Source organism: Collinsella sp. AF31-11, assembly GCF_003475605.1.
GTDB lineage: Bacteria > Actinomycetota > Coriobacteriia > Coriobacteriales > Coriobacteriaceae > Collinsella.
Window position 1 is genome coordinate 78,755 of the sequence record NZ_QRQS01000002.1, and the last position, 25,144, is coordinate 103,898.

The window sequence follows — 25,144 nt, forward strand, 5'->3', positions numbered from 1 at the left end:
AAGAAGCCTGTCCGTATTGAAGCAATATGGCGGGCCCCGTCGCGGCAGTGCAGGGCGCGCCCCATTAAATGACAACCTCCTCTGCTCCGAAAGAGCCTTTAGAGGGGCATCGCGATAGAAAAAATGCACCCCGTAGGCGCACGTTTTCGCTACTCCGCTTTCTTGGCGCGTGGTTTACGACCGCGCGGCTTATCAACCAGCGCTGCCTCGCCGCCGTCGCGATACTGGCGGCACCAGGCCTTAACCGAAGACTCGCTGGGAATCTGGTGTTTGATCATGGCCTCGCGAACCGTCAGGCCGTTTTCCAGGCGATCCTTAACTACGGCGAGCTTAACCTCGTACGAATACGTGTGATGGTGAGTGCCCGCGTTGAGCACGGCATCGGCACCGCCCACGGCATATGCGCGGGCCCACTGACGAGCCGTTGCCTGGGGAATGCCAAGCTCCGCGGCGAGGGCGCGATGACCGACCCCCTCTTGGAGGACCTCGACGGCGCGCTGCCTAACCTCAGGCGCATGCGTGCGAGTCCTAGTTGCTTCTGACATACCTGCCACTTCTTAGCCTTAACCGTTAATCTGCTTTCTTACGTGCATGTTAGATAGTAGCATTTTGCTGTTCGCGCGTAGCAGTTAATTGAAAATAGCAACGGCGGCATCTGGGCATTTGCCATTTATTTGCGACATTTCTTTACGTTCTATTTACGCAGCTAGTTAGCTCGCAGCTCATTGAGGGTGTTTTACCAACCAGATTGATATCTTTTTGTTTGGCTCGGTATGGTTTGCGTAATTATTAACCCCTCCTAGCCCCTAAGTTAACGCGGCGGGCCTTCCGTTTACTCTCCAGCTTTCCACTTAACTTTCCAGCTTTCCACCCTAGATGTTAAGTTAAGTGGAAAGCTGGAAAGATGCTGGGAAGTCGGCAAAGCTAAAACGCCTTTCTCCAGCGGCAGCTGGACAGTTAGTTCAGATTCGTATTTTTTGACAGCGCCGAAACTCTATTCTGGCCCCCTGAGAAGCCCCGTTGGCAGCTCACTAAATGCAAATCGAGCTCATATCGGCCAGCTAACCATAGTTCTGGACTGTTTTTTGCCCCAAAACGAGCGCCGGATGCGCCTGCTGCGGTCTGGAATTATACGTATCTGAACTAACTGTCCAGCGGAGTCCAAGACTGGGATCGCGCAGACTAGGGGGGCGGCAACTGGGTGGTTGCCGCCCCCCTTGCGAAGCTAGTCGGCTTCGGAATCAGTGATCGATGCCGTTGAGGTTCACCCTCGTGAGCGTATAGGTCACATAGTCGGGCGATTGAGGCGTTGCGCTCGCCATGTCACCCTTAACCAGGCTCGCTGTCATCACCAAGCGATAGTTCGCATAGAACCGACTCGGCTCAACCTGAGTGTTGGGCTCAACCTGCGTGTTGACCTGAACGGTAAAGGGCAGGTTAAACGTGGTGTCGCCGTTCTGTGTTCGGAACTTGCCATTCTCCTTCGTTGAGTCAGTAAAGGTGATCGCATTGCCAGCGGCGTTGACCACGGCAAGCTTACTCTCTGGAACTTTTACGTAGTTGGAAATGCCATCCGTTACGTTCTCATACAAACCATCGGTCCCGCTGCGGACGCACCCGATCACGCCGCCAAAAAACGCGCCCGGCACGCCAGAGGCGTCTTTATTCTTATGTGCAATAGAGGCCGCCTTGCCCGAGTATTCAATGTTCAGATTACTCACAACGCTACCGTAGCTATACGGGATCAACCCAGAAAGCGCACCTGTGTCCTTGGAGTTGCGGATCTTGATAGCCGCCTGCGTAGCTACCTGCGACGAGCCCCTCAGATTACCAACGATAACGCCACGGAACGGGTAACCTTTATTACCCAAGCCCTGAAAAACGGCAGCGTCCAGCTCAAGCGTGTCAATGCTTTCCCCCTTGTCGTTCTCCGGCTCGATGCTGTAGTAGGCACTCTGGAGATAGCTATGCATCGTCGCGGCGACGGACTTAAGAAATCCGTTGGCGATGTAGGCGGAATAGGTAAAGTAACCACCCATCACGAGCGCCACGGCGCAAACAAGTGCGATTGCCGCCACAACCAGCTTGTTCTTGACTAGGCTTTTGCTTTTTGCCAGCTGCTCGCGCTCGGCATCCTGCTGCTTCCCCTGCTTCTCCATGTGCGCCCCCTCTCCTACTTACCGCTCGTGTTGCGCGCGATCAGGTAGATCACATCGGTCTCTTTGGCGCTCTCGTCCCACGAAAGCTTGATGATAAAGTTGAGCGTGTCCTTGCCATTCGAGCCGTCGAGTGTCTTGGCGTTGAGTTCGCTTTTGCTGAACACCTTGAAACGGTAGAGCGGGCGCGCGTTGCGCTGGACGTTTTGATAGTCCTTGAATGTAGGGTCGCTTGCGCCCTCGCCCGGCACGGCTGCCAGGCCGTCGCCCGGGTCGTTGATGGGCGTGAAGCTCTTCAGCAGATCCGTTTCAGACATTTTCATGCTATAGGGCTTGCCACCCGCAGTGCCGCTCACGTCGGGAGTATCACCTAGGCCCTGATTCTCGGCTTTATACAGCTCGATAGTGAGACCTTTAATATTGGTCGTATTCGCAAGCTGCAGCTCAAACCCATCGCCGCCCGTCTGCACGCAAAACGGGCGCTTGAGCGTCACCGTGTTGCCGGTCTTGGTATCGCCGTATTCGGGGTTGTAACTCAGGTCGATCTGCTCGGCGGCCGTAGCGTTGGGGCCCAGCACCTTGAGCTCTGCCGGCTCCTTGATCTTGCCGACGGTGGAGCCGCGATTGGCATCGACAAACCATCCGAGCGTCAACCCCAGCAACACGAGAAGCACGGCCAACAGGCCCATGATGGCCAGGGATTCGCGACGATGATTGCTGGTCCACGTCTTGATGCGCTCGATGCGGCCAACCGGACGCGCTTCGCCGTGCGAGCCGAACCCGTTGCCGCCGGGGTTTGCCGCTCCTTCGTTGTGTTTGATATCGCCCTGCTCGCGGGCATTAAGCTGCTCGTCCATTTATTTATCCGCCTCCTTGGCGGTAAAGCGCACGCGAATGTACTTGATGTTCTTGCCGATAACCTCGTCGGCGTTGTTGTAGTAGCTGGCGCAGGTTTCCACATCCGCAGCGAACATGCCGGCTCCGACAGGCGGAACCGCACTAGGCGCCTGACCTGGCACGCTCGTGCTATCGGCGCGGAAATGGCGCGCGTGGTTACTGTTGATGTCGCCGACGAAGGCTGCGTATCCCGCGGCGGGGTCCGTGCTCGCAAAAAGGTTGCCGCCGTAGCCGGCGTTGCCCGTGCGAACGTAGCTCTTAAACTGCTCCGGCCAAATCCAGTAGAGGGTTTTGGGTACGGTTTTGGTCGTATTGTTTGAGCCCTCAGCGCGAAAGCTCCTCGCCGGAATGGCAAAGCTCTGCGTGATGACGGTAACGCTGGCTCCGTCCTGGGTCACCGTGGTTGTCGTGGGAACCAGCGGATTGGAGTAAAAGCCAGAGGTGTCTTTGCCCTAGAAAACCAGGATATGACCGCGCACCAAATCTTTAAGCGAGTTGATGATCTCTTCGTTTTTCGATGCGTCCGCGGCGGTGCCCGTACCCGCAGCGCTCGTCTGGACAGAAATCTCCCAGGTCATCTCCACCGTGATATCGTGCAGGTCGTTGCAGAGCGGCTTGACGTTGAGCTGGAGCTGGCCCGCCGATCCCGGAGAGAGACTGCCATCGGCACTCGTGTTATTGAGGTTGAAAAAATTGTTCACGGCAAGGCTTGGACTGTCCGACGCGCAGTTGTCCTGGGCGTCGTACTTGCCCGCCGTGTCGTCCTGCGTTCCCGAGAGCACAAACCGCGGGCCCTTCGCCGCGATCGTGCTTCCCGTGGCGCTCACTCGGTTATTCGCGGCAAACTAGGCCAGGCATGCAAAGATGGCAACGATGGCGGCCAGCACAAACAGACCGCTCACCAGGAAATCCTTCCAGAAATCCTTGAGGGTTCGCACATGCTCGTCGGCAGCTTGGCGGTACTCGGCCGCCGTCTTGTGCTGCTGGAGCTCGCTATGTCGGTCCATGCCACTCATCGTTTACGTTTGCCCTGCTAGTGGGCATGCCATCCTTTCCGCTTGGTCGTGCTCAATCCATTGCTCGTAGGCATAGAATTCAGGCAGAATACAACACCATACGATAAGGGAAAAGAATAGCATTGACCTGCGGTGTGCTCCACAACACAAGCCTTAATGATGTCTTAAAAGTCGAGCCCTTGGTGCAAAGTAACCTGACCCCCTTGCACCAATCCGTAGCACCGGGCAGCGGACGCACGACGTGCCGCCCCCTTAACACCCCAACGCGCGCACGGGTATCACGTAGATACCGTCCTCGACCTCGCGGGCGTACTCACCCACCCCCACAATCACGGCCATAAACTCCGGTTCGCGTGTGCGTGAACGAGGATTTCCACAGACCTTCTTGCGAACGCGCTTGAGGCTCTCGACGCCGGCGCTCGCCTTATCTTCGCTCACCTTAATCTCAAAGGCGGCCCACCGTCCATCGGCTAGCTGCACGATGGCATCGCATTCAAGGCCCGAATCGTCGCGATAATAGCGCACGGGCGTACTATCCAGCAGGTCGAGCGACCGCGCGTAGACCGAAAGGTCGCGTATGACCATATTCTCAAACACCAGACCAAATGTCTGCCAGTCGGCAAGCAGCGCCTGCAAGGACATGCCCAGCAAGGCGCAAGCAAGGCTTGGATCTGCCAGATAGCGCTTGGGTTTGACGGTAAAGCGTCGTTTGTCGCGCGCGGCGGGAACCCAACCGGGGACCTCCTCGAGAATGAACATGCCTTTGAGGGCATCCAGGTATCTACGCACCTTGGTCTCGTCGGCAAACGCTGCGGGTTCCTCCTCGGCACCGAACATATCCATAAGAATCGTTTTATACGTGGTCGCCCGTCCCAGATTGCGCGCGATCGATGCGGAGACTCGACGAGCAATATCGGGGTCGAGACCAACCGCCGGGAAGCTGCTCGAAAACGTGGTGTTGAGATATTCGCGGGCGATGAGCTGGGCGTCGGCCGAAACCATATCGATCGCCTCGGGCCAGCCGCCGCGGCAAGCGGCTTCGACAAGCCCCGGCGTATCGCCATCGCACCGGCAGGGCTCAAAACGATGCTCAAACAAGCCCGCCAGGCTCACCTTGCCGTTAGACTCACCTGTCTCGACAAGCGTCATGGGGTGCATGCGGACGCGGCCGATGCGGCCGGCTCCACTATGCGCGGGCGCCTCCGCCTTTGAGCCAAACGCAGGCGTGGCGGAACCCGTGAGGATATAGGCGCCGCGCGTACCCCGGGCACGGTCGACCTCGTGTCTAACGTAGTCCCAAATCTGGGGAACGCGCTGCCACTCATCGATAATATGCGGACGGTCTCCCAGCAACATCATCGCCGGGTCGGCACGCGCGAGGTCGAGATTCTCGTCGACATACGAGACGGACGCCCCGTGCTCAAGCGCGGCCCACGTCTTGCCACACCACTTGGTGCCTGCAATCTCGACCGCGCCAAAGACACGAAGGTAGCGCTCGATTTGCGCATCCACGATACGTGGGATGTATCCGTCCCGATGTAGCCTCTCGCCTGCCATGAGCCACCCCCGCAGATTTCCAGTTCCTGCTTTCTGATTCTTCTATTCCACTGTAGCAAATTCGGATTTTCGGGTGGTTGCGATTCGGATTTTCATGTTCTAAAGAGTCGGATTTTCTGGTGCATGAAATTCGGATTTTCTGAACCCACTGGTCAGGGGCGCCCTCATTGACAAAAAGGCGGGGAGCGCCGATACGGCACTCCCCGCCCACTCAATACGCGATAGCTTTCTTACTTAGAGCTCGTTGGCCGCGTGATACGCCGTGCGGATAGCGCTCGCAATGTCGGCGGTGCGCTCGCCCGAGCAGTCGCCCACGCAGGTCACGGGCACCGTCACGCCGTCCAGGTCAAATGCGTTGGCCTTGGAGCCCACGGCCATCACCACGTAATCGCAAGCAATCTTCACCGGCTCCTCGGCACCGTCCTCGGTGGTGCGAACGGCCTCCACGCCCTCGTCGGTAATGGCGGTCAGGCGGGTCTTAACATGCTGCTCAACGCCATGCTCGGCAAAGTCGCTCATAATCAGCGGCAGAATGGTCTCGGACTCGCCCGCGGCAATCTTGTCGAGCATCTCGACGATCGCCACCTCGCAGCCGTGCTGCAGCAGGTACTCGGCAGTCTCGGTGCCCACCAGGCCACCGCCAATGACGGCGACGCGCCCGCTGAGCTCCACCTTGCCGGCCAGCACGTCCCAGCTCGAGACAACCTTCTCCGAATCGGCACCGGGTACGGGAATGACCACATCGTGCGCGCCCACGGCCACAATCGCGGCGTCGGCGGCGTTGAGGTCCGCGGGGCTAGCGGTGTGGTTGAGCTCAACCTTCACGCCCAGGCCGGGCAGAATCTTCTCGTAGTACTCGACCGAGCGCATGATCTCGTCCTTGCGCGGAGGCGCGGCCGCCAGCACAATCTGGCCGCCCAGATGGTCGCTCGCCTCGTAGACGGTCACGTCGTAGCCGCGCTTTGCCGCCACGCGCGCTGCCTCCAGGCCGGCAATACCGCCGCCCACCACGGCGATCTTCTTGTTGCCCTCGCCCGGCTTAATGGCGATGGTCGCCTCGTCGCCGTTCTCGGCATTGAGCACGCACGAGATGTATTTGCGGTTTTGGATCGCGTCGACGCAGCCCTTGTTGCAGTTGAGGCACTCGCGGATGGGCTCACCTGTAGCGGCCTTAAGCGCAATGTCGGGGTCGCACATGAGCGAGCGGCCGTACGCGACGATGTCGGCCGAGCCGTCTTCCAGGATCTTCTCGCCGGCCTCGACCGAAACAACGCGGCCGACGGTTGCCACCGGCACGGAAACCAGGGCCTTGACGCGCTCGGCCACGGGCAGCGTCCAGTTGTAGGGCATGGCGCCCATGGGCGGAATGGTGTCGCCCATGTTGCCGGTGTGGTTTGCCTGCGCAACCTGGATCATGTCGATGCCGGCCCCCTCGAGCAGCTTGGCGAACTCGCAGGCCTCGTCGGGCAGCAGGCCGCCCTTGCCGCGCGGCGTGCCGTCGGGGTTCTCCATGATCACGGGGAGCTTGTACTCCACCATCAGCTCCGGCGCGGCCTCCTTAATGGCGGCGACGACCTCGAGCGCGTAGCGGACGCGGTTCTCGAACGAACCGCCGTACTCGTCGGTGCGCTGGTTGAGGATAGCCGAGCACAGCGAACCCACCAGACGGTCGCCGTGGACCTCGATGGCGTCGATCCCGGCCTGCTGCGCGCGGGCGGCCGAGGCGGCGATGGCTTCCTTGATCTGGGTGAGCTGCTCCACACTCGCCTCGTTCACAAAGTGCTGCATGTCGTGGTGCAGCTTGGCGTAGGCCTGTTTGCGGATCTCGTTGGACTCGGCCATCTTGGCGGCAAAGGTCTCCTCGTCGCCGGCGGCCTTGGCCTCCTGCGCGGCCTTGGCGGCGGCCATTGAGCCCATGACCATGCGGCCGACGCCGGGGACGTCGTACTCGGGGTGGAACAGCTGCAGTGCGACCTTGGCACCGTGCTTGTGGACGGCGTCGGCCAGTGCCTTAAACGTGGGGATCTGAGCGTCGGTCGCCAGCTTGGGCGTGGGGCTTGCGGTCATAACGGGAGCGACGTCGCCGATGACGATGTAACTCACGCCGCCACGGGCCAGGCGCTCGTAAAAAGCCAGGCTGCGCTCGCCGATGGAACCGTCGCGCTCCTCGTAGCCGGTGGTAAGCGGCGGGAACATAATGCGGTTCTTGAGCTCAAGGGGGCCAACCGTAATGGGTTGAAGCAGCTTAGACGCAGGTGTGGTCATGGACATTCCTCTCTTGTAGGCGCGGCGGCGATGATGCCGCGTAGTTGTCTAGAGGATATGGCATGGGGGCACAGCGGCACAACGAAAATCGGCGGATAGCAGGTAGCGACAGGTGGATGGGGCGAGACGACCCTTCGGTTTGTCTCGATCTGTAACAGTTACTCGGCAAAACCGGGTCTTACTGTTACAGATCAAGATGTTCCTCTCGACCCATCCTCAACAATCTAGATCTGTAACATCTAGACCCACTTTTGGCCCCTACCCGTTGCAGATCGAGACAAACCAATCTGGCCTGACGAAAGATCTAAATCTGTAACAGTTACTCGGCAAAATGGGCACCAGAAGTTACAGATCGAGACAAACGGGACCCGCCTGCAAGAAAATCTCAATCTGTAACAACAACTCGGCAAAAACCGTCCCTCGTGTTACAGATTTAGATAAACGGGGCCGGCGCACCGGAAATCTCAATCTGTAACATCTACAGGCCAAAATCGGACCCATCTGTTACAAATCGAGACAGCCCCCGGCAGCGCCGTCCCCGTTCGAGGAAACGACCGCCACACTCACCGTTTTAAACAACCTGACACCGCTCAGCCTGCGATAATTATTTGGTCACGCGTCGACTACGGCGAAGACGCGGCAGAAGGGACACCCATGCAACCGAGTACCACCGATACGTCCACCGCAAAGCAAGCGCTGCTCGAGGCGCTCTTGAGCGACGCAGGACTCAAGAACCTCACGCAAACAGCCTCTGCCGCTATGGACAACCCGGTGCTCGTCGTCGATCCCGTGTACCGCTATGCCGCCCGCGGCGGCTTTGAGCTCGACGATGACGACGACTCCCCCTTTGCAGCCATCACCCGCGCCGAGCTCTCCGAAGGTGACATGCTGCAAGACGAAGCCGTGCGCTACATCATCGAATGCGGCTTAGACGAGAAGATCGCCCGCTCGACAGGCCCGCTTACGCGTTATAACGACATGTTTTGCCTCAACACCATGACCGACGCGATCAAGGTGCACGGCACGTGCCTGGGCCGGGTGATGATGATCGAGCGCAATCACGCCTTTGGCGATAGCGATCGCGAGGTCTTTGAGTTCTTCGTCCGTCTGCTCGCACAAGAGCTGCAGAAAGGCGGCTTTCTTTCGATGGGCGGCCCGCAACAGGGGCCATATTTTCTCTCGCGCCTCCTGGACGACGAAATCCCCAACCCCATTACCTGCACACGCAAAATGCAGCTCGTCGGTTTTACGCCGCTTCCCGCCCTCTACGTTGTATGCCTGCTCAAAAAAGATTCCCAGCTCGAGGCGCGCGAGGCGGAGAGCGTCCGAGGACAATTGCAGCCGTTGCTGCACCATAGCCTTATCACCATGTACGAGGGCGAACTCGTGGCGCTGGTAAGCCGTCCGCCCTCCACGCAGCTACCCGCCAACGACGAGGCGATCCTTGCCCGCGTTGCTGCCACGAACAATTTGTTCATTGGTATCAGCAACGAGTTTTCCCAGGCAACCGATGTGCGTTCGCACCTCAATCAGGCACGCGCCGCCATTCGCTACGGCTCGACCTTTACCAAAATCCTCGAAGACACCCATGTGTATCGCTATTGCGAATACACCTACATGGAAATGCTCGATATCTGCAACGACCACATCAACCTTATGAACTACTGCCATCCGGCAATCTGGGCACTTTGGAAACACGACCAGTCGCACGATTCCGAGCTGGTCGAGACGCTCTTTGCCTTTATGCAACACGGCTGCAACACGGCGCGCACCGCCGCGATCTTGTCGCTTCACAAAAACACGCTGCTCTATCGCATTAACCGCATCAAGGAAATCACCGGTAACGACTTGGCATCGGGAGAAGACCTCTTTTTGTTCCATCTCTCGATTCGCGCCCTGATCTACCTTGGCTTTCTTGAGCCGAGGATTAAGCCCCGCACCAGCGCCGACCTGCACTGCCGCAAATTAGCCGAGCGGGGCTTAAACAAAACTAGTCGCGCTTAATCTCCAGCGTGGGGAACGTCATCTTGGCGTACTTCTCCATAAGCGGCTTTACTTCGTCCATGTGGGCGAAGAACTCGTCGCGGGTCTTGTTGATCTCGTTGAGGTGCTCGGCGCGCGCGTGGTCGTCGTTGCGGTCGCGGATCAGGCCGTTCTCGGCAATCTTGAGTTTGGGGCGACCGGTGCGCTCGTCGGTCACGATGTCGCCACCAGCACCGCAGACCGCGCACTCCCACGGAAACTCAACTCCATCCCAATGCTTGTCGCCGGGGTACACCAGGGAGCTGTGGCAGTTGGGGCACACGCCGTCATCCGGATCGCCCAGCCAGCAGCGCTCGTCAACCGGTGTGCGAATGGCCTTGACGATGTTCTCGCCCATTTTGTGGGCGCGGGCAATCTGTCCGCCCCACTCCACGTCGTCTCCCCACACAAAGGTATTGCCCGGGCGACCATCACGTTGCGCCATATAGCGATCGACGACAGTCATCGACATGGTAAACATAGTCGCCTGCAGGCTCTCGAGCGCCAGGGACTGCCAATCGTGCATGGAGCCGCCAACGGAAATAAGGCCGGCAACGGTATGCGGATTCTCCTTTACGGCACCGATGGCAAGCAAGAACGAAAGCTCGTATGCCAAGAAGCGCTGGGCAAAGCGGGTGTACACCGAGCTGGGCGTAAGGTCGTAGGTCGGAACCGAGAAGATCACGCCCTGGCAGGTTTGCAACTCGCGAATAATCGCATCTACATCGTCTTTGTTTTTAAGGACGCAGCCGTGGTATTCCTTTTGCAGGCCGGCGCCCATCTTTCCCATCTGCATGGTGCAGCCCTCGCAACCGGTGCAGGGCAAGATGTTGTAGTCGAACAAATTGATCAGCTCGACCTCGCCGCCCGCCTCGCGCACCGCGCAAAGGGCCTCTTTGGCCAAAGCCTCGCCGTTGCCACCGTGCCTGCCGGCACAAATCACCATCACTTTAAACGACATGGTCGCTCCTCTCCAGAGCATTTTGGACACGGATTCTGCCCGTGTGTACTTCGCAAAAAGCGTACGGCAGACGCAAAACGCGTTCACCGTCCAGGCAACCAAGGCCCGCTCGGTATTTGCGGAATACCTCGTGCAGATAAACAAAGGCCCCTCCCGCATGCCTACAAGGGGCAAAACGAGAGGGGGATCGCGCTATTTGCGCTTAAAGGGAATGGGTTTGGGCGGGCACTTGGGCTTCACGGCACCGGCAGTAACGATCGCGCCATTGTCGCAGATATCCAGACAAGCGCCGCACTGGGTGCAGGCCTTTTGGTCAATCACATGGATGAACCGCGGCCTTCCCAGAATCGCGTCCTCCTCGCAAACGTCCGAATCGACGCACTTGTTGCAGGCCTGGCATTTGGAAGCCAAGATATGGAAGGTCAAGAATGCCTGGCATTCCCCTGCGGCACAGACCTTCTTGGTGGTGTGCTGCATAATCTCGCCCTCGAACAGGTCGAGGAACGATTGCACCGTGCGCGCCAGCACGCGACCTTGCTCGCACAGACACTGCGCCTGCATCACGGGGCAAAGGTCGCGAAGAAGCGCCAAGTCGGTCGGCTTACCCTTCTTGCGGCAGATATCGGCAAGAATCGTCGCAATCTGATGAGAGCCCTCGTAGCCAAAGACACAGCGTCCGCAGCTCTCGTGACGGTACAGCGTGCAAATGTCCAAAAGCGCCTTTGCCATGCAGTTTTTGGAGGTATAGACGCGCACGTAGTCGCTGCATAGCTCAATCTTTGAGGTGTCGTCGGGCCTCAGCAGCAGACCGCTGGGATAGCCAATCCCCACCGCTTTGGCGTCATCGGCGCCCGCCGCGGCAACCAGGGATTCCACACTCACGACGCGGTCGACCTCAACGGGCTCATCGGCCCCGTCAAACCACACCCAGCGCTTTCCTTCGGCAGCAAGTAACTCCGATCCGTTCAGGCATCGGTCGGCGCCATCGCCCTCGCAGCAAGATGGGAGAGGCTTTTCGCCGTCGAGCATCTTGGCCGCGGCCGAACCGTTGGCATAGACAAAGCCCCGGCTCGGGTCGCACTCAATCACGCGGCAGGACTCGCCCAACGCATCCGCGAGCGTGGCAGAGACCTCGTCGCCCGCCGGCATCAAAACCGCCTGGGCGCCAGCCTCTGCAATTTTTTCCGCAGCGGCAGCCACGTCCTTCTTAAGGAGCCAAAGCGCCACAGGCGCCTGTCGATGCACAGGCATAAAGTTGATGATCGTCATGGGTTATCGCTCCTTTCCTAGTACTCGTTCCACAGGCGCGGCGTGCTGATCGTTAGGCGCAAATCGCACTGCAAGCAGCGGCTCGCCTCGCACGCGGCCTCATGGTCGGTATAGGGGCACTCAAACGTATCGAAGTTGTCCTTACGCATCTGGGCATCGACAAACTCGGGCTGCACGGCATCGTCGTAGAAGCCCTCGGGGGCATGCCCGACCCACTGCTCGGGAGCATCGTGCTCGGTCAGCTCCTCGTCGATGTCGCCATCGCCACCCAACGCGCGGTCGATGGCCGAAGCACACGTGCGACCTGCAGCAATTGCCGCGATCACCGATTTGGTACCCGTCACGCAGTCGCCCGCCGACCAAATGCCTTCGACGCTCGTCTTGCCCTCGGTGTCGGCCACGATGTACGGACCGTGCGTAAGTTCAAGGCCCATCTGGGCCGTGCCCTCGGGCTTTTGGCCCACGGCAAAGATCACGCAGTCGGCATCGATGGTCTTCTCGCCGCCGTCGAGCAGTTCGGTGACGGCGCGGTGGTTCTCGTCAAAGTAGAACCGCTCGATCTTGTGGATCGTCATGGAACCGACCTTGCCAGAACCGTCCTCGGTCTCGTTGATGCTGGTAAAAGCATAGGCATCGTGCAGCACCACGCCTTCCTCGGCGGCTTCGGCACGCTCCTCGGGCGTCGAGGTCATCGCGTCTTGGGCCTCAAGGCAGGCAACATCGACCGATGCGGCGCCCAGGCGCACGGCGGTGCGGGCGCAGTCGTACGCCACGTTGCCGCCGCCAAGCACCACAACGCGCTTGCCCGTCAGGTCCGGGGCGCTGCCCATACGGGCGGCCTTCAAAAAATCGGTGTTGCGCAGCACGCCTTCGAGGTCGTGACCGGGCATGGGGAGTACCGTTCCGTCATGGGTACCCACCGCAACCAGCACGGCATCGAAGCCCTGGTCAAGAAGGGCCTTGGGCTCGGCGATGCGCTCGCCACAGCGCGGCTCAATGCGCGGCTCGGCGTCATCACCCTGGGCGATTTCCAAAATCGTCGCGACCTCGGCATCGACCGTGGCATCGGGCAGGCGATACGCCGGAATGCCGTAGCGCATCTGGCCGCCGACCTTCTCGTTGGCCTCGAACACCACGACCTTGTGGCCTTTCTCGGCGCAATAGAGTGCGGCGGTCAAACCGGCGGGACCGGCACCCACAACGGCGACCTTTTTGCCGCTCAGCGGCTCATGGCGCACATTTGCCTTCCAGTCGCCCGTATCGCGCACGGCCGCAGCGCGCTTAAGGCGGCAGACCGAAACCGGCGTGCCGTTGAGCTCGTTGCGCTTGCAGGCATCCTGGCAGCTATGGACGCAAATGTCGCCCAGGCTCTCGGGGAACGGGACCTTCTCGCGCACCACCGCGGCGGCGCGAGTGTACTCACCGTTGCGAATATGACGCAGGTAGCGCGGGATATCCACATGAGCGGGACAGCCCGAGCGACAGGGGACCACGTTATCGGCATAGGACTTGTTCTCGTCAAACATATTAAGCGTGTCGACGATCGAGCCCGTGGGGCACACCTCGATGCAGGCACCGCAAAAACGGCATCCGGCCTCTTGCAGGCTCACGCTGCCGTCCGTACCAATGCGAATGCCGTCCTCGGTGCGCTGGTAGTCCAAGACGCCGGCGCCCCGCAGCTCACGGCAGGCGCGCACACAGCGACCGCACCGGATGCAGCGGGTGAACATATGGGTGATCAGCGGGTTCGATTCGTCCGTGGCGACCGGACGGCTCTTGGTGCGCCAGCGCGCAGGCGAAACTCCCAGGTACTGATACATAGACTGCAGCTCGCACTTGCCGTACTTGGGGCAGCCGGTGCAATCGGCGGGATGCGTGGCCAGGATCAGTTCCATCGCCAGCTTGCGCACGCGCTCGGCCTGCTCACCCGTCGTGTTTACGACCATTCCCTCGGCAACCGACGTCTTGCAGGCACACACCGGCTCGTCTTGGCCTTCGATTTCGACCATACACAGACGACACCCGCCAACGGCCTCAAGATCGGGATGTTTGCACAGATGCGGAATGTAGATGCCAGCATCGAGCGCGGCCTCCAGGACATTCTGCCCCTCGCGCGCCTCGACCTCGGCTCCATTAATCGTTAGCTTCATTCGTTCCCCTCAAAACGTCGCTTTTGTCCAGAAAGGCGCCCGGGACCAAAGTGATCCCGAGCGCCTCGCGTGTAGGGCAAATCCCCGCCTGCACCCAACGCGTGGGTGTCTGCAGACGCGAATAGCTACGGTGTTACGACCACTCCTCGTCGCCAGCGTCCTCAAAGAGGGCTGCGGCGGCGTTTTCACCGGCGATGCGACCCGAGTTAAGGCAGAAGCCCATGGTGTTACCAGGAATGCAGTAGTTATAGGAGTCGCCATAGATGGTGCAGGCATCGGTGCCAACGCAGTACAGACCAGGGATGACCTCGTAGTCGTCGGTCATGACCTCCATCTTGTGGTTGATGAGCACGCCGCCCAGGGTGCCGTAGGCGCCACAGTACTGCTTGCAGCAATAGAAGGGGCCCTTCTCGAGCGGCTTCATAAACTCGCGCTCTTTCTCAAAGATGTCGTCCCAGCCGTTGTCGCACATCTCGTTGTACTCGTCGACGTTGGCGAGCAGGCCCTCCACGTCGATACCCGCCTTCTCGGCAAGCTCCTCCAGCGTATCGGCCTGGCAGATCGCCGGATAGCCAGCCTCCAGGTCGCGGTTCCACTGCTCCTCAAAGCCGTCGTACAGGTCGTGCGGATGAACGTGGCTGACGATATCCGGACCATCCTTCTTCCAGTGCTTGAGCATACGGGAATCAAAGATGGCATAGGCGACCTTGCCGGGAAGATGGTTGATGGCGTTGCCGACAAAGGTGGTGTTGAAAATCTCGTCCTCCGGCATAAAGCGCTCGCCCAGGCGGTTGCACCAGTAGCACGGCTGACGGAATGCGCCCTCGACATAGAAGTGGTTCATGTTGTCGGGGATCTGATACATGAGCTCCATGGTCACCGGGGTGTGGCCGCCGCCGACCTCGTGGCACATGTTGATGCCGTCGCCGTCCATGCCCGGAATGGCAAACGAGAACAGGTCGGTACCCCACTCAAAGTCGAGCTTTTCCTTGATGAGCTTGGCGTTGTGGCCAAAACCGCCCGTGGCGACAATCGCGGACTTGCACGAGATCTGGTACTCCTCGCCGTCCTTGTCCTTGGCGGTCACGCCGCAAATGGCGCCATCCTCATCCTTGATAAGGCCGGTGCCCGGGCACTCAAACATAAACTCGACACCCAGGTCCTGAGCGCGCTCGGTCATGCGTTTGGTCATCGTGGTGGCCGCGCGAGGACCGGGCTCGGAGCCGTCCTCGGGCTGCACGACATGCCAGGTGTACTCGCCGTCGGAATAGGCGCGCGTGCGCTCGCGAGCGCGGAATGCCGGACGCACAGAGTTAAACTCCACGCCCATGTCCTGCAGCCATGCAATGGTGTCGCCCGACTTAAAGTAGTAGTCGCGCACCAGGCGAGCATCGACCTGGTAATGGGTGTAGAACATATGGCGACGGAAGAGCTCGCCAGGCGTGACCTCGATCATCGAGGCCTTCTGAAGCGGAGAGCCAGCTGCGGCAGGCCCCATGCCCATGTTGGCGGCGCCACCGGTAATGGGGGCCTTCTCCAGGGCAATGACGCGAGCGCCCGCCTCGGCTGCAGCGACCGCTGCGGCAAGACCACTCAGACCCGCGGCGACGACAACGACGTCGGTCTCTAACTGTTTCATGCGAATCCTCCTTTATAGGGCTCTTGGACGAGCCCGGGCTTCATGCGAATTGCATGCGTATCGACAGCCATACTTTCGCTCGAAAACAGCCTCAAAACCATGTGCAGGCGCACCGATGTTTGCCCATAGCATCCACGGGCTTTGTGCAGATGAACCATGCGCTTGGGCAACGTTTTCGAGCGCATGGTCTTGGCGCCATACGCACAAAGGGGGCGGTGTGCCTTATGGCACCCGCCCCCTGATAATCGAGTTTTCTTATTTATGATTCTGCTGCGCCTCGAGAACAGCGAGCGGCGTAAGCGCCTGAATAGTGCGCTCTTTTCCAAAGATCGCCGAGCACACGAGCGTTCCCGACATGACCAGGCAAACCGCGAGCGCGATTCCAAAGGCCCAGAACGCAAAGAGGTGGCCAAAGTTGATCGGCTGCTGCAGCATAAACGTGAAGAACGACGTGGCAAGACCCATAAAGACGCAGGGCACATTGGAGCAGATCTTGCCTTCGAGCAGGTTCTCGTGAGTCGTCAGGATACAAAAGATAACGAGGATGGTCGGAACGATATTGCTCATAACCATGTTGTCGGCGCCAAAGGCCGAGACGAATACGCCCATGACCAGCGAATTGATCACACACCAAACCTCACCGACGGCATAGCTCACCAGCATCTCGGGGATCTTCTTAAAATCGGCCCCAAAGGCAAAAAACATCAGCAACGGCAAAAAGCACATCCAGGTGTACTGCCCATACCCAAACACCCCCATCAGCTGCATAAGGAGTGTGAGCACAACGGCACCAGTGGCGGCCTGAACAAGCTTGATGGTTTTACGGCCCTTCATCGAGATCCCTCTCTTCAAAAGAAATTTGCGGTGTTGTCGATACGCACGCAAATAACCGCTCCTAAATCATAAAAGGGAAATCGCTGGGCGTTTGCGCTAATCTATGCATTACGTGATAAGGAAATCTAATGTACGGAGAACCATGCGCATCAAACAGCTGGAGTACTTTATAGCCGTGGCAGAGGCACGCTCTTTTTCGAAGGTCGCCAGGGAGTTCTTTGTTTCGCAGGCAACGGTTTCAAACCAGATAGCGGCGCTCGAGCGCATCGTGGGAAAGCAGCTGTTCGAGCGCGATAACCATCACGTTGAGCTTACGATGGCGGGAGCCCTGTTCCTCGATGACGCCCGTGCAATTGTCGGGCGAACTGCCGAGGCCGTAAGACGCGCGCGGACGGCAGACGACATGCCCGAAGGCGAGCTCAAGGTTGGCTACATAAAGGGATACGAGCGGACCGATCTTGCCGACATGCTGTTTGGGTTTCACCAATGCTACCCCAACGTGCGACTGAGCTTTATGCGCGACAACGTCTCGGAGCTCTACGACGCCCTGCGCCGAGAAGATATCGACGTGTGTATCAACCTGCTCTACAACGAATACCGCATGTCCGATATGCAATGGCAGGTCTTGAGGTCCTATCCGCTGCACGCCGTGGTACCGCTCGATCACCCGCTCGCCCATCGGCAATCGATTCGCATCGAAGACCTTAAGGGGTATCCGATTGTCGATGCCACGCGCGGAGCCAGCGGATACGGCGAATCGGAGGCGATTGCGGCCACGCTTGCCAAAATAGAAGAGCGCCCCAAGATTGCCTATGTGTCCGAGGACGTCGAGACAAGCGTGCTGTGCGTCGCCGCGGGCCTGGGCTACGCGCTGCTGCCAGGGTATCTAACGCAGACCTTTCCCACCAACGGCAAAGTCGTTGCGATTCCCATAGAAGGCAAATCGGCCGAAATGACAATTGCCGCCGCCTGGCTACCACAGCGCAAGAACGACCTGCTCGATGTCTTCCTAGATGAGTTCCTGATTACCAACGACTAGAACCGCCCAGGCGGGAGGTCAGCGTCTCGATCTGTAACAGTTACTCGGCAAAATGGGCCCAAGATGTTACAGATTTAGACAAACCGTCCGGGCGGGGACTCAACATCTCGATCTGTAACATCTAGCCGTCCAAATGGGGTCTAGGTGTTACAGATCGAGATGTTGTTTGAGAGGCCGAGAATTGGACCGAAAACACGGTCCCGGAATAACAAAAAAGCTCGCCGGCTAGGCCGACGAGCTGCAAGTTCTTGGTCGCGGGGGCAGGATTTGAACCTACGACCTCCGGGTTATGAGCCCGGCGAGCTACCAGACTGCTCCACCCCGCAATGTCTGGGCGCCTCATGTGCGCAAAAAAGAATACTACGCGGGAGTTCGGTAAACGGCAAGGAAAATCTCGTAGAGCATAGTTCCTTCATATTTAAACCCCTCAGCCCCTATCACCGTAAACGAATCGCAGCCGAGCGCCGTCGACGGCACGTATACAATGGTGCGCGTCCTTTTATGCCGACACCGGGAGTAGACATGCTGCTCGCTATCGATATGGGAAACACGCAAACGGCCATGGGCCTGTTTGACGGAGACGAGCTGGTGCAGTCGTGGCGCATGCCCACCGACCGCTCCTATACCGCCGACGAGATCCACGTGCGCCTGATGGGTTTCTTTAAGATGTACGACCTTTCGCTCGATGCGGTCGACGCAATCGCCTTTGCCGGCGTGGTGCCGCAGCTCTCGCGCGAGTGGCACGCCGTGGCCGACCGCATTGCCGCGGACGCCATCGTCATCGGGCCGCAGACGGCTGCGGTGACCAAACTGCGGGCGGCGCGCCCCCAAGCCGTTGGTGCCGACCGCATCGCCAACGCCGTCGCTGCCGAGACCTTCTACGGCGCCCCGGCGATCGTGGTGGACTTTGGCACCGCAACCAATATCGACGTCATCGACGAGGACGGCTATTACATTGGCGGAGCGATCGCGCCGGGCATCCGCATTTCGATGGACGCGCTCGCCGCCCGAGCTGCCAAGCTCGCCAGCGTTCCGCTCGAGGCGCCCGAGTACGCCATCGGCCGCGATACCGAGGAGTGCATCAAGGTCGGCGCCGTGGTGGGCGCCGCCGCCATGGCCGAGGGCCTGGTCGCGCGCATGAAGCGCGAGCTGGGCCGCAAGGATGTCACCGTTATCGCCACGGGTGGCCTCGCCAGCATCGTCGCCGGTTCGACCGATGCCTTCGACGTGGTCGACGGACAACTTACCATTAAGGGTATCTGCGAAATCTATCGCCGCATGCAGGAGCTGGGGTAAGGCAGGGGCTTAAGTCGAGCACGGGCGCGAGCGGCGGACTAAGCAATGCATCGGTCCTATTCCTCAAAAACGAAATTTTTTCAGTTTTGAGGAATAGGCTTTCTGCTACGCCTCGCCGCACAACCACCTCGCCAGGTCCACGATCTGCACTCCGTCGCGATCCGTGGCCTCGTGATGCGTGCGGGCGAGAATCATCTTGGGATACGCATCGCCAATGCTCAGCAGTGGCGAAATCTCGCGTTCAAATGTCTTATCCGAGCTGATGTCGTCGCTCACCTGAATGTAGAGTTTCTCGCTCCGCTTGATTGCTACAAAGTCTATTTCCTTTTTATAGAGCACGCCGACGTATACCTCGTATCCGCGACGCAGCAGCTCGATTGCCACCATATTCTCGTATACGCGTCCCCAATCCATATCACGTGTACCAAGAAGCGCATATTTAAACGCATGATCCGCCAGATAGTACTTCTCGCCACTCTTAAGGTATTTTTTGCCGCGAATGTCGTACCGACGAACTTTATAGAAGGCAAACGCATCACACAGGTACCCCATGTACGTGCCGACCGTCTTGTTCGTAATCTTTAGCCCATCCGCATTTAATGCATCAGTAATGTTGCGTGCCGACGTAATGTTGGAAACGTTGTCCATCATGTAATCGGCAATGCGCAGCAGCGCCGATTCGTTTCTCACGTTATGCCGCTGCACGATATCTCTCACAATGAGCGTCTTGAAGACGTTGGAGAGATATTGATAGCGCTGCTCCTGCAGTGGATAAGGGTAAGAGCCGGACATACCGCCGGTTCTCGCGTACTCATCGAAGTCGCGGTCGACCTCGCCCTCGTCGCCATAGAGACGATACTCCTCAAACGAGAATGGGAAAACCTCGATCTCGAACGTGCGCCCCGTAAAGAGCGTCGACAGATCGCTCGACAGCAAAAAAGCGTTCGATCCGGTGATGAAGATGTCGTACTGCTCGGATGCATGGAGGCTGTTGATCGCGCGTTCAAAGCCGTCGCACATCTGAACCTCGTCGATAAGCAGGAAGTTTTGCTTGCCGGACACTCGATACTCTTTTACATAGGCGAGCAGGGCATGATATTCGAGCAGGCCCTCGAACTCGTCGAGGTTGTAATTGATATGGATGACATTCGAATTGGACAGATTTGCCTCCACGTAATCGCGGAGGGCCTCGAGCAATTTTGACTTACCGCTACGGCGAATGCCCGTTATGACCTTGATGTCCGGTACGCCAATAAGGCTCGTCAACGTGTCCATATATGACGTTCTATTGATGAGTTTCATTGGTGCCTCCCTGCGGTCTTCTATCGCTATTCCTCAAAATTGAAAAATTTTCAGTTTTGAGGAATAGGCTCTATAGCGAATATACCTCGCGAAAGACCGAGCTGCCTTAATCCTATTCCTCAAAAACGAAAATTTTTCAATTTTGAGGAATAGGCGCTGGCAACCCATTCCCCAGATAGGCGGAACCCTCCCCGGCACAGGCCGAAGAGGGCTTCGTTGTCATCGTTATCTTTGAGCGCGGGTGCCTCGCGTTACAGTCCGCGAATCCGTACGGCCTCGGGCGGAAACTCCTGCTCGCCGGCATCGGTCTTGATGGTCGCACGGCCCCAGATATCCAGGCCCGCAAACACACCGACCGCAAGCGGCAAACCGTTGGGCGACACCGCCGCAACCTGACGACCCAGCAGCGGCACCATATCGAAGTACTCGCCCAGCACCGGAGCCAACGGGCCGGCAGCGCCCTGCGGCGTGTTGGCAACAACTGCCCAAGCGCCCACGCGGGTCAGCACGGCGGCGGACAGCGCCTCAACCAGCGCCTCGTCGGCCATATCCACGCCAAGCCCGCTCAGCGCCGTGCGCTCAATATCCACCGTCACGGCACCGAACATGCCCGCGGCACCGGCGCCACCGTTCACGGCAACGCGTGCGAACGGCGTCTCGAACGCGGGCGCGCCGCACACGATGTTGCTCGGCCACTCAATACCCACCTTGCCGGCAAGGCCCAGACCCGGCGTCGAAGCCGTGCCCACAAGCGCGTCCATCATGCCCATCGCCGCCACAAACGGCAGGCCGTGGAAGGCATGCATATTCACGTCCGGGCGCACGACCAGCGAAAACGTCAACGACGCCTCACCCGCACTCCAAGCGCACCAACCCGCAGACGCACCCTCGCGGCCCGCGTCGCGCGCGGCATCAAGCTCGGTGCCGGCGGCTACAGCATTCATCTCAATCATCTACATACGCCCCAATTCGCCCACGATATGACCCACGCGGTCCTCGGGCTCCTTGACCTCGACGCCGTTGAAGCGGAAGAACCGCGCCGGGTCGTGCATCAGGTCCTCGAGCGGCACCAGCACAAAGTCGCGCTCGCCGATCAGCGGATGCGGCAGGCGCAGCTTCTTGCCGCCGTGCGTCTCACCATCCATCCACAGCAGGTCCAAGTCGATGGTGCGCGGGCCGTTGACCTTGGCCTTCTTGGAGCGGTCGCGGCCCAGCTCGAGCTCGATCTTCTGCAGCTCGTCAAGCAGTACCAGCGGCGCCAGCTCGGTCTTGATCTCAATGACGGCGTTGGCAAACGCGTCCTGGCGCGTCTCGTAGGCCGGCTCGCTCTCGTAGATGCGCGAGCAGTTGGACACGCAGGTGAGCGGGATCTCGGCGATCATGTCGCGCGCGGCTCGGATGTTGTCGCAGCGATGCCCCAGGTTGGAACCCACGGCCACAAACGCGCGGCGCGGCTGCGGCTTGGCGACGGCCCAGTAACCGTTCAGGAACTGCGCGAAGCCGGTGACGTCGTGCACGCGCACGATGTTGGCACCGGCCTGGATGGCGCCCAGGCACACACCAAACGTGGCGGCATCGCGCGCGGCCGCCTCGGTCACGCCCGAGACGGCGCCCACAAAACGCTTGCGCGACACGGCGCACATGAGCGGATAGCCCAGCGACGCCATCTTGGCGGTCTCGCGCTGGATGACGATATCCTCGTTGGCCGTCTTGCCAAAACCCGGGCCGGGATCGATGCAGATGCGATCGCGCGACACGCCGGCATGGATGAGCGTGCGGGCCTGGTCGGACAGGAAACCCATGACGCGGCGCATGATGGGCGCCGAATCGGGCAGGGTGAAGCGGCGGAGCTGAGAGGTGGGCACGTAGGCCTCCTCGCGGCGGGCGCTGCGGCGCATCATGGCTGCCAGGTGGTCATTGGGCTCCGGCGCGGGCTCGGGGGTCGCGGCAGGCTCGGCGGCAGGGGCGACCTGCTCGGCCGCCGGTGCCGCCTGCTTCTGCTCGTCCGCAGGCTCGGGCGCGGGCTCCGGGTCGCCAAACGGCAGCGAAGGCTGCACCACGCCGCCCGGAAGCTTGGCCTCCGTCTTGGGCTCGCCCAGCAGCTTGCCGCGACGGCGGCGAGCCGGCTTCTCGGCCTCTCGCGCGGCCTCGGCAGCCGCCTCGCGCGCCTTCTCGGCAACAAACGCCGCGGCCGAGGTATCGAGCTGCACCGTTGCATGTGTGCGGGTAGGTGCCGCGACCTCGCCGGCGTGCATCACGATGACGCCGCAGGTGCTTGTCGCGACAAACTCGACCATCTTGGGGTCGGTGAAGCCCGTCACGTCGTTGACGATCGAGGCACCGCAGCGCACGGCAGCCTTGGCAACCGCCACGTGGCGCGTGTCGATCGAGACGATGGCGCCCTCTTTTGCCAGCGCGCGCACCACGGGCAGCACGCGACGAGCCTCCTCGTCGGGATTGACCGGGGTAAAGCCGGGGCGCGTGGACTCGCCGCCTACGTCGATGATGTCGGCGCCGGCGTCGAGCATCGCCAGGCCGTACTCGATAGCGGCATCCGCATCGAAGTGCTCGCCGCCGTCGCTAAACGAATCGGGCGTCACGTTGAGGACGCCCATGATGCGCGGACGGTCAAAGCTGAGCTCGTACTTTCCGCACCGCCATGTCTTGCTATCGTTCGCCATGAACATCCTCCTAAAATGCCCACGCCGCCGCGCTTGGGCGCTGGCGGCGGGGTCGTTTTGCAGTCAGTCTTTCTATTGTATCCGCGTGCGCGGGCTAGAACGCAAACGCGGGTGCGATGTCGCAAGAAATCAGCAGGTCGGCATTTGCATCCTGATCGGTGGGAGCGAGATTGCAAATGGCCAGCGTATCGCCGGTAAAGCAGCGCGTAAGGCCCGCCGCCGGATACACCACGAGCGAAGTCCCGCCCACAATAAGGGCATCGGCCGCGGCGATGGCGGCAACGGCACCGGTAAGCACATGCTCGTCGAGCGGCTCCTCGTAGAGCACCACATCGGGCTTGATGCGGCCGCCGCACACAGGACACGCGGGCACGCCCGCGGCATCCTCGTGATCGCGCGCACAGATCCACTCGGCGCTATAGACTGCGCCGCACGCCTGGCAAATGTTGCGGTGGACCGAGCCGTGCAGCTCGAACACGCGCTGCGAGCCGGCCATCTGATGCAGGCCGTCGATATTTTGCGTCACCACGGCGCTAAGCTTGCCGGTCCGCTCCAGCTCGGCCAGTTTGGTGTGGCAGCGATTGGGCTTGGCGCCAAGCGCGATCATCTTGGTGCGGTAGAAGTCAAAGAACTCGGCCGGATGCGTCTCGTAAAAGCTATGCGAGAGCATAGTCTCGGGCGGGTAGGCAAACTGCTGATGATACAGGCCGTCCACACTGCGGAAATCGGGAATGCCGCTCGCCGTGGAAACGCCCGCGCCGCCAAAGAACACCACGCGCTCGTGGGTATCGAACAGCTCCGCCAGCGCCGCGGAGGCCTGCTTGGGGTCCGATATTGCCTGCGTCATACGAGTCCTCCGTCCTGGTTGGTCGGGCAGCGTCGGGCAATATCCCAGCACGCGGCCCTTGGGTTGTCACGCATGGTGCCCGCTCCGCCCTTGTTGCGCTAATCTTAAGCCTGCCAACCCCGTCGAAAGGACACCATGCCTCAGACTTACACTTTCGCCTCGTGGAACGTCAACGGCCTGCGCGCCGTGCTCAAAAAGGACCCGAGCTTTATCCAGATCGCGCAGGAGCTCGATGTCGACATCTTGGCGCTGCAAGAGACCAAGCTGCAAGAGGGCCAGGTCGATATCGACCTGCCCGGCTATCACCAAACCTGGAGCTACGCCGAGCGCAAAGGCTATTCGGGCACCGCGGTCTTTAGCCGCCAGGAACCGCTGCGCGTGCTGCGCGCCGATGCCCTGCTGCCCTACGCCGGCGAGGGCGAGGCGGCAGAGCTCGTGGCGCAGGCCGCAACCGAGGGCCGCGTCTGCGCGCTCGAGTTCGATAAGTTTTGGTTTGTCGACGTCTATACGCCCAACGCCCAAAACGAGCTCGCCCGCATCGATGTGCGCATGGCGTGGGACGATGCCTACCGCGGCTTTTTAAGCGCACTTGAGCGCGATGCCGGTAAACCCGTGGTGACCTGCGGCGACTTTAACGTGGCGCACGAGGAGATCGACCTTAAGAGCCCCAAGTCCAACCGCGGCAACGCGGGTTTTTCGGACGAAGAGCGCGGCAAGTTCACCGAGCTGCTCGATGCCGGCTTTACCGATACCTGGCGCGCGGCAAACCCCGACGTCGAGGGCGTCTACAGCTGGTGGAGCTACCGCTTTAATGCTCGCAAAAACAACGCTGGCTGGCGCATTGATTACTTCCTGGTGAGCGACGCAATCGCCGGCAACGTGCGCGACACGGGCATCCGCGGTGACATCTTTGGCAGCGACCACTGCCCCGTCACCCTCGCCCTTGAGCTCTAACCCAACCGATCTCCCAAAGACGAAGAAAAGCGGGGCGATTTCGTGGCGGGCGGGTTCAGCTGATTCCCGGGGACGTCTGGGGACGGAAGAAAACGGATCAATTTGGCTCTCTGAGGGCCACGATGCCCGTCATGTCAACCGGCCATTTCAAAACTATGCCGGTTTACGGGGCTAAATCGCAAACCCCCAACCATACGCAATTCAGAAATAATAAAACTGCAGGTAAACGGCTTACTCTATTTCGAAAAAAGTCGGTATG

21 protein-coding genes and 1 tRNA gene are annotated in these 25,144 nt (G+C 60.0%); 4 read left to right on the forward strand and 18 right to left on the reverse strand.

Annotation, left to right across the window (positions count from 1 at the left end; translation table 11 throughout):
• Positions 1 to 149 precede the first annotated feature (149 nt).
• The 8 genes from DWZ22_RS01455 to bilR all read right to left on the reverse strand — a co-directional run bounded on the left by DWZ22_RS01455 (position 150) and on the right by bilR (position 7,891).
• Positions 150 to 545 carry a helix-turn-helix domain-containing protein gene (locus tag DWZ22_RS01455; RefSeq protein WP_117734753.1) on the reverse strand — a complete coding sequence of 132 codons (396 nt, stop codon included), beginning with the start codon at positions 543 to 545 and terminating at the stop codon, positions 150 to 152.
• Between the two features lie 696 nt (positions 546 to 1,241).
• Positions 1,242 to 2,159 carry a hypothetical protein gene (locus DWZ22_RS01460; protein ID WP_118405264.1) on the reverse strand — a complete coding sequence of 306 codons (918 nt, stop codon included), beginning with the start codon at positions 2,157 to 2,159 and terminating at the stop codon, positions 1,242 to 1,244.
• A gap of 14 nt (positions 2,160 to 2,173) precedes the next feature.
• A complete protein-coding gene (locus DWZ22_RS01465; protein ID WP_118405265.1) occupies positions 2,174 to 3,013 on the reverse strand; it encodes a hypothetical protein in 840 nt (279 codons plus the stop codon).
• Complete coding sequence (locus tag DWZ22_RS01470; RefSeq protein WP_117798847.1) at positions 3,014 to 3,451, reverse strand: hypothetical protein; 438 nt, start codon at positions 3,449 to 3,451, stop codon at positions 3,014 to 3,016.
• Between the two features lie 54 nt (positions 3,452 to 3,505).
• The gene (locus DWZ22_RS01475; protein ID WP_118405266.1) at positions 3,506 to 3,835 is read right to left on the reverse strand and encodes a hypothetical protein; all 330 of its coding nucleotides are present in this window, start codon (positions 3,833 to 3,835) and stop codon (positions 3,506 to 3,508) included.
• Between the two features lie 63 nt (positions 3,836 to 3,898).
• Entirely contained in the window at positions 3,899 to 4,060 is a 162-nt protein-coding gene (locus tag DWZ22_RS10195) for a hypothetical protein (protein WP_158570723.1), read from the reverse strand.
• A gap of 261 nt (positions 4,061 to 4,321) precedes the next feature.
• A complete protein-coding gene (locus DWZ22_RS01480) occupies positions 4,322 to 5,626 on the reverse strand; it encodes an ATP-binding protein (protein WP_118273284.1) in 1,305 nt (434 codons plus the stop codon).
• A gap of 234 nt (positions 5,627 to 5,860) precedes the next feature.
• Complete coding sequence (bilR, locus tag DWZ22_RS01485) at positions 5,861 to 7,891, reverse strand: bilirubin reductase, long form (RefSeq protein ID WP_233540152.1); 2,031 nt, start codon at positions 7,889 to 7,891, stop codon at positions 5,861 to 5,863.
• A gap of 654 nt (positions 7,892 to 8,545) precedes the next feature.
• On the opposite strand from bilR, the gene DWZ22_RS01490 reads away from it, so the two are divergent.
• Positions 8,546 to 9,895, forward strand: a complete 1,350-nt coding sequence (locus tag DWZ22_RS01490; RefSeq protein ID WP_118273286.1) for a CdaR family transcriptional regulator — start codon at positions 8,546 to 8,548, stop codon at positions 9,893 to 9,895.
• Here DWZ22_RS01490 and DWZ22_RS01495 read toward each other — a convergent pair.
• The 5 genes from DWZ22_RS01495 to DWZ22_RS01515 form a co-directional block, all read right to left on the reverse strand.
• On the reverse strand, positions 9,882 to 10,874 hold the full coding sequence (locus DWZ22_RS01495) for a flavodoxin family protein (RefSeq protein ID WP_118405267.1): 993 nt from the start codon (positions 10,872 to 10,874) through the stop codon (positions 9,882 to 9,884). The genes DWZ22_RS01490 and DWZ22_RS01495 overlap by 14 nt on opposite strands.
• Positions 10,875 to 11,066: 192 nt before the next feature.
• Entirely contained in the window at positions 11,067 to 12,143 is a 1,077-nt protein-coding gene (locus DWZ22_RS01500; RefSeq protein ID WP_118273288.1) for an NADH-ubiquinone oxidoreductase-F iron-sulfur binding region domain-containing protein, read from the reverse strand.
• A 17-nt stretch (positions 12,144 to 12,160) separates the two neighbouring features.
• Positions 12,161 to 14,293 carry an FAD-dependent oxidoreductase gene (locus DWZ22_RS01505; RefSeq protein WP_118273289.1) on the reverse strand — a complete coding sequence of 711 codons (2,133 nt, stop codon included), beginning with the start codon at positions 14,291 to 14,293 and terminating at the stop codon, positions 12,161 to 12,163.
• Between the two features lie 133 nt (positions 14,294 to 14,426).
• Positions 14,427 to 15,932, reverse strand: a complete 1,506-nt coding sequence (locus tag DWZ22_RS01510) for an FAD-dependent oxidoreductase (protein WP_117763285.1) — start codon at positions 15,930 to 15,932, stop codon at positions 14,427 to 14,429.
• Positions 15,933 to 16,187: 255 nt separating this feature from the next.
• A complete protein-coding gene (locus DWZ22_RS01515; protein ID WP_117743657.1) occupies positions 16,188 to 16,766 on the reverse strand; it encodes a DUF1097 family protein in 579 nt (192 codons plus the stop codon).
• Positions 16,767 to 16,908: 142 nt separating this feature from the next.
• On the opposite strand from DWZ22_RS01515, the gene DWZ22_RS01520 reads away from it, so the two are divergent.
• Entirely contained in the window at positions 16,909 to 17,805 is an 897-nt protein-coding gene (locus DWZ22_RS01520) for a LysR family transcriptional regulator (RefSeq protein ID WP_158553174.1), read from the forward strand.
• A gap of 249 nt (positions 17,806 to 18,054) precedes the next feature.
• Here DWZ22_RS01520 and DWZ22_RS01525 read toward each other — a convergent pair.
• A tRNA-Met gene (locus DWZ22_RS01525) sits at positions 18,055 to 18,131 on the reverse strand.
• Positions 18,132 to 18,327: 196 nt separating this feature from the next.
• Between DWZ22_RS01525 and DWZ22_RS01530 the strand changes: the two genes are divergently transcribed.
• The gene (locus DWZ22_RS01530) at positions 18,328 to 19,101 is read left to right on the forward strand and encodes a type III pantothenate kinase (RefSeq protein ID WP_158553175.1); all 774 of its coding nucleotides are present in this window, start codon (positions 18,328 to 18,330) and stop codon (positions 19,099 to 19,101) included.
• 105 nt (positions 19,102 to 19,206) lie between these two features.
• Here the strand turns inward: DWZ22_RS01530 and DWZ22_RS01535 are convergent, their stop codons facing one another.
• From DWZ22_RS01535 to DWZ22_RS01550, 4 genes are all read right to left on the reverse strand, one after another.
• Positions 19,207 to 20,403 (reverse strand): ATP-binding protein, encoded by a 1,197-nt coding sequence (locus DWZ22_RS01535; protein WP_117794582.1) that lies wholly within the window; start codon positions 20,401 to 20,403, stop codon positions 19,207 to 19,209.
• A 251-nt stretch (positions 20,404 to 20,654) separates the two neighbouring features.
• The gene (locus tag DWZ22_RS01540; protein WP_117734763.1) at positions 20,655 to 21,356 is read right to left on the reverse strand and encodes a hypothetical protein; all 702 of its coding nucleotides are present in this window, start codon (positions 21,354 to 21,356) and stop codon (positions 20,655 to 20,657) included.
• A complete protein-coding gene (gene folP, locus DWZ22_RS01545; protein ID WP_117734764.1) occupies positions 21,357 to 23,084 on the reverse strand; it encodes a dihydropteroate synthase in 1,728 nt (575 codons plus the stop codon).
• 94 nt (positions 23,085 to 23,178) lie between these two features.
• Positions 23,179 to 23,931: an NAD-dependent protein deacylase gene (locus tag DWZ22_RS01550; protein WP_117794581.1), complete on the reverse strand. Its 753-nt coding sequence runs from the start codon at positions 23,929 to 23,931 to the stop codon at positions 23,179 to 23,181.
• 135 nt (positions 23,932 to 24,066) lie between these two features.
• Between DWZ22_RS01550 and DWZ22_RS01555 the strand changes: the two genes are divergently transcribed.
• The gene (locus DWZ22_RS01555; RefSeq protein WP_117794580.1) at positions 24,067 to 24,885 is read left to right on the forward strand and encodes an exodeoxyribonuclease III; all 819 of its coding nucleotides are present in this window, start codon (positions 24,067 to 24,069) and stop codon (positions 24,883 to 24,885) included.
• The last annotated feature ends 259 nt before the right edge of the window (positions 24,886 to 25,144 follow it).

Excerpts from the sequence above, each read along its gene's own strand:
- DWZ22_RS01455 (WP_117734753.1), bottom strand. The coding sequence starts at position 545 with ATGTCAGAAGCAACTAGGACTCGCACGCATGCGCCTGAGGTTAGGCAG.
- DWZ22_RS01460 (WP_118405264.1), bottom strand. The coding sequence starts at position 2,159 with ATGGAGAAGCAGGGGAAGCAGCAGGATGCCGAGCGCGAGCAGCTGGCA.
- DWZ22_RS01465 (WP_118405265.1), bottom strand. The coding sequence starts at position 3,013 with ATGGACGAGCAGCTTAATGCCCGCGAGCAGGGCGATATCAAACACAAC.
- DWZ22_RS10195 (WP_158570723.1), bottom strand. The coding sequence starts at position 4,060 with ATGGACCGACATAGCGAGCTCCAGCAGCACAAGACGGCGGCCGAGTAC.
- DWZ22_RS01480 (WP_118273284.1), bottom strand. The coding sequence starts at position 5,626 with ATGGCAGGCGAGAGGCTACATCGGGACGGATACATCCCACGTATCGTG.
- bilR (WP_233540152.1), bottom strand. The coding sequence starts at position 7,891 with ATGACCACACCTGCGTCTAAGCTGCTTCAACCCATTACGGTTGGCCCC.
- DWZ22_RS01490 (WP_118273286.1), top strand. The coding sequence starts at position 8,546 with ATGCAACCGAGTACCACCGATACGTCCACCGCAAAGCAAGCGCTGCTC.
- DWZ22_RS01495 (WP_118405267.1), bottom strand. The coding sequence starts at position 10,874 with ATGTCGTTTAAAGTGATGGTGATTTGTGCCGGCAGGCACGGTGGCAAC.
- DWZ22_RS01500 (WP_118273288.1), bottom strand. The coding sequence starts at position 12,143 with ATGACGATCATCAACTTTATGCCTGTGCATCGACAGGCGCCTGTGGCG.
- DWZ22_RS01505 (WP_118273289.1), bottom strand. The coding sequence starts at position 14,293 with ATGAAGCTAACGATTAATGGAGCCGAGGTCGAGGCGCGCGAGGGGCAG.
- DWZ22_RS01510 (WP_117763285.1), bottom strand. The coding sequence starts at position 15,932 with ATGAAACAGTTAGAGACCGACGTCGTTGTCGTCGCCGCGGGTCTGAGT.
- DWZ22_RS01515 (WP_117743657.1), bottom strand. The coding sequence starts at position 16,766 with ATGAAGGGCCGTAAAACCATCAAGCTTGTTCAGGCCGCCACTGGTGCC.
- DWZ22_RS01520 (WP_158553174.1), top strand. The coding sequence starts at position 16,909 with ATGCGCATCAAACAGCTGGAGTACTTTATAGCCGTGGCAGAGGCACGC.
- DWZ22_RS01530 (WP_158553175.1), top strand. The coding sequence starts at position 18,328 with ATGCTGCTCGCTATCGATATGGGAAACACGCAAACGGCCATGGGCCTG.
- DWZ22_RS01535 (WP_117794582.1), bottom strand. The coding sequence starts at position 20,403 with ATGAAACTCATCAATAGAACGTCATATATGGACACGTTGACGAGCCTT.
- DWZ22_RS01540 (WP_117734763.1), bottom strand. The coding sequence starts at position 21,356 with ATGATTGAGATGAATGCTGTAGCCGCCGGCACCGAGCTTGATGCCGCG.
- folP (WP_117734764.1), bottom strand. The coding sequence starts at position 23,084 with ATGGCGAACGATAGCAAGACATGGCGGTGCGGAAAGTACGAGCTCAGC.
- DWZ22_RS01550 (WP_117794581.1), bottom strand. The coding sequence starts at position 23,931 with ATGACGCAGGCAATATCGGACCCCAAGCAGGCCTCCGCGGCGCTGGCG.
- DWZ22_RS01555 (WP_117794580.1), top strand. The coding sequence starts at position 24,067 with ATGCCTCAGACTTACACTTTCGCCTCGTGGAACGTCAACGGCCTGCGC.